3 protein-coding genes and 1 pseudogene are annotated in these 3027 nt (G+C 68.8%); all 4 read left to right on the top strand.

Going from position 1 to position 3027, the window contains the following annotated elements:
• Positions 1–246, top strand: a pseudogene (locus tag Q4F73_RS12200) (ribosome maturation factor RimP); the annotation flags it as partial.
• Positions 243–1235, top strand: coding sequence for a transcription termination factor NusA (gene nusA / locus Q4F73_RS12195; protein WP_303359608.1), 993 nt, complete (start codon positions 243–245; stop codon positions 1233–1235). The pseudogene Q4F73_RS12200 and the gene nusA, both read left to right, overlap by 4 nt.
• Before the next feature lie 95 nt (positions 1236–1330).
• On the top strand, positions 1331–1651 hold the full coding sequence (locus Q4F73_RS12190) for a YlxR family protein (protein ID WP_303359607.1): 321 nt from the start codon (positions 1331–1333) through the stop codon (positions 1649–1651).
• Between the two features lie 111 nt (positions 1652–1762).
• A partial coding sequence (locus tag Q4F73_RS12185; protein ID WP_303359606.1) for a translation initiation factor IF-2 N-terminal domain-containing protein occupies positions 1763–3027 on the top strand: 1265 nt, incomplete at its 3' end.

Raw genomic sequence — 3027 nt, 5'->3', positions numbered from 1 at the left:
CGCCTGGTCGAACTGCTCGAGGACGGGCAGAAGTCCACCTGGCGGGTCGGAGCGCTGGCCCCGGAGGAGACGTCCGTCGTGCTGGTTCGTACCGTGAAGAAGGACCGTGAGGTGCGCGTGCTGGAGTTTTCGGAAAACACCCGCGCGGTGGTAGAAATTGAATTCTCGAATCCCCCGGCAGCAGAGACCGAGCTGACCGGCTATGACTACGACCAGGCGATCGCCTGGCAGGAGGACAACAAGTGAATATCGACATGGCTGCGCTGACCACCATCGAGAAGGACAAGGGCATCCCGGTGGATGACATGCTCCAGACGATCGGCAGCGCACTCATCCACGCCTACCGCGAGTACCGCGGTGAGGACAGCGAGACCCGCGCCCGCGTGGACATCGACAAGGACAGCGGCTCCGTGTCCATCATCGCCACCGAGCTGGACGAGGACGGCGAGGTCTCCTCCGAGTACGACGACACCCCGGACAACTTCGCCCGCATCGCCGCCGGTGCCGTGCGCGACGCCATCGTCCGCCGCCTGCGCGAGGCCGAGAACGTCCGCCTCTTCGACGAGTACCAGTCCTTCGAGGGCCGGGTCGTCTCCGGCGTGGTGCAGAAGGACGACGCCGCCAACTCCCGTGGCATCGTCATCGTCCAGCTGGGTACCGAGTCCGATCCGCAGGACGGCATCCTCCTGCCCGCCGAGCAGATCCCCGGTGAGAAGCTCGTCCACGGTGACCGCGTCAAGGCCTACATCGTCGGCGTGAACAAGGGCCCGCGCAACGTCCAGGTCAACCTCTCGCGCACCCACCCCGAGCTGGTCCGAGGACTCTTCGAGCTGGAGATCCCCGAGGTGGCCGACGGCTCCGTCGAGATCCTCGGCATCGCCCGCGAGGCCGGCCACCGCTCCAAGGTGTCTGTCACCGGCAAGGTCAAGGGGCTCAACGCCAAGGGTGCGTGCATCGGCCCTCGCGGTCAGCGCGTGACCAACATCATGAACGAGCTCGGCGGCGAGAAGATCGACATCATCGACTACTCCGTCGACCCGGCCACCTACGTCGGCAATGCTCTCGCCCCCTCCAAGGTGGTCAACGTCGAGATCACCGACGCCGAGGCCCAGACCGCCAAGGTCACCGTGCCGGACTACCAGCTCTCGCTGGCCATCGGCCGCGAGGGGCAGAACGCCCGCCTCGCCGCCCGTCTGACCGGATGGAAGATCGACATCCACTCTGACATTAACTAGGCACGTGTCGCGGGCAGTTCAACTTCAGATGACTTTGAGGTAAACTGTCCTGTGGCCCATGTGCCGCCGATGTTCAGCACCCCGGTAGGAGACGAATGACGCAGACCCGCGCACCCCGCGTGATCCGCGTACGTACCTGCATCGCCACCCGCGAGCGTCAGCCCGATACGGAGCTGCTCCGGGTGGTTATTGATCCCTCCGATCCGACCCGCCTCGTGGCGGACCCGGAGCGGGCACTCCCCGGACGGGGAGCGTGGATCACCCCGAACATCGAGGCACTCGAGCTGGCGGAACAGCGCCGCGCCTTCGGGCGGGCGTTCCGGGTGTCCGGGACAAGCCTGGACACAGGTCACGTGCGTACGTACCTCGCAGCAACCGCTGCCGGACCCGACATTGTAAGGAAGACCGAACACTGATGAGCACAGCACGATGAAGCATCAGCGATGAACGTCACAGACATCATCTAGAGGTCGAGTTCCCTTTCCGGGGCTTGACACTCGATCTCTAGGAACAACCAGAGGAGAAAAGTGCCCGGAAAGCTACGCGTACATGAGCTTGCGAAGAAGCTCGGCGTAACCAGCAAGGAACTGCTCGCCACGCTCAAGGAGCAGGGCGAGTTCGTGAAGACCGCATCGTCCACCGTCGAACCGCCGGTGGTCCGCAAGATGGAGGCTCTTTACGGCAACAAGGACGGCGGCGCCGATGCTGCCGCCGCCAAGGCAGCCAAGCCTGCCGCAGGTGCCCCGAAGCCCGGCCCGAAGCCGGGTCCGGCACCGAAGCCTGCCGCGCAGGCCCCCAAGCCCGCCGCAGCCAAGACGGCGGCCCAGACCCCCAAGCCGGCCAGCGCACCGAAGCCGGATGCGCCGGCCGCGAAGCCTGCTGCCGCCAAGCCGGCAGCCCAGGCCCCGAAGCCTGCCGCCGCCAAGCCTGCTGCTCCGAAGCCGGCCGCAGCCCAGGCGGATTCCCCGGCCCCGAAGCCGGGTGGTGCCCCCCCGCCGGGTGGCGCTCCGACGCCGGGCGGCGGCGCCATGCCGCGCCCGATGCCGCGTCCGGGTGGTCGCCCGCGCGTCGCCAACAACCCCTTCTCCACCGGTGGTGGGGACCGTCCGGCTCCGCGTCCGGGTGGCGGCCGTGGCCAGGGCGGTCAGCGCCCCGGCGGCCGTGGCCAGGGTGGCCCCGGTGGCCCGCGCCCGCAGGGTCAGGGCCAGGGCGGTGCTGATCGTCCGGCACAGGGCGGCGGACGTCGTCCCTCGCCGGCCAACATGCCCACCTCCCAGGCTCCGACGCCGGGCCAGATGCCGCAGAAGGCGGCCGGCCCCGGTGGTCGGGGTCGCGGTGGCGGCGGCGGCCGTGGACCGGGTGGTCCCGGTGGCGGCGGCGGCACCGGTGGCGGTTTCCGCGGCGGCGGACGTCGTGGTGGCACCGCGGGTGCCTTCGGTCGTCCGGGCGGCGCACCGCGTCGGGGCCGGAAGTCGAAGCGTCAGAAGCGCTCCGAGTACGAGGCAATGCAGGCCCCGAACGTCATCGGTGGCGTGCGCCTGCCCGACGGCGGCGGCTCGACCGTTCGCCTGCGTCGCGGTGCCTCCCTGTCCGACTTCGCCGAGAAGATCAACGCCGATCCGGCCGCACTGGTCCAGGCGCTGTTCAACCTCGGTGAGATGATCACCGCCACCGCCGCCGTGCCGGAGGAGACCCTCCAGCTGCTCGGTGCGGAGATCAACTACCAGGTCGAGGTCGTCTCCCCGGAGGACGAGGACCGCGAGCTCCTCGAGTCCTTCGACCTGCAGTTCGG

The sequence above is a fragment of the Corynebacterium sp. genome, from assembly GCF_030535495.1.
Classification (GTDB): Bacteria; Actinomycetota; Actinomycetes; order Mycobacteriales; family Mycobacteriaceae; genus Corynebacterium.
The sequence above is the reverse complement of the archived record's forward strand: the minus strand, read 5'-3'. Positions and strand labels throughout refer to the sequence as shown.

Coding starts and splice junctions, on each gene's coding strand:
- Q4F73_RS12190 (WP_303359607.1), top strand. CDS start 1,331: ATGACGCAGACCCGCGCACCCCGCGTGATCCGCGTACGTACCTGCATC.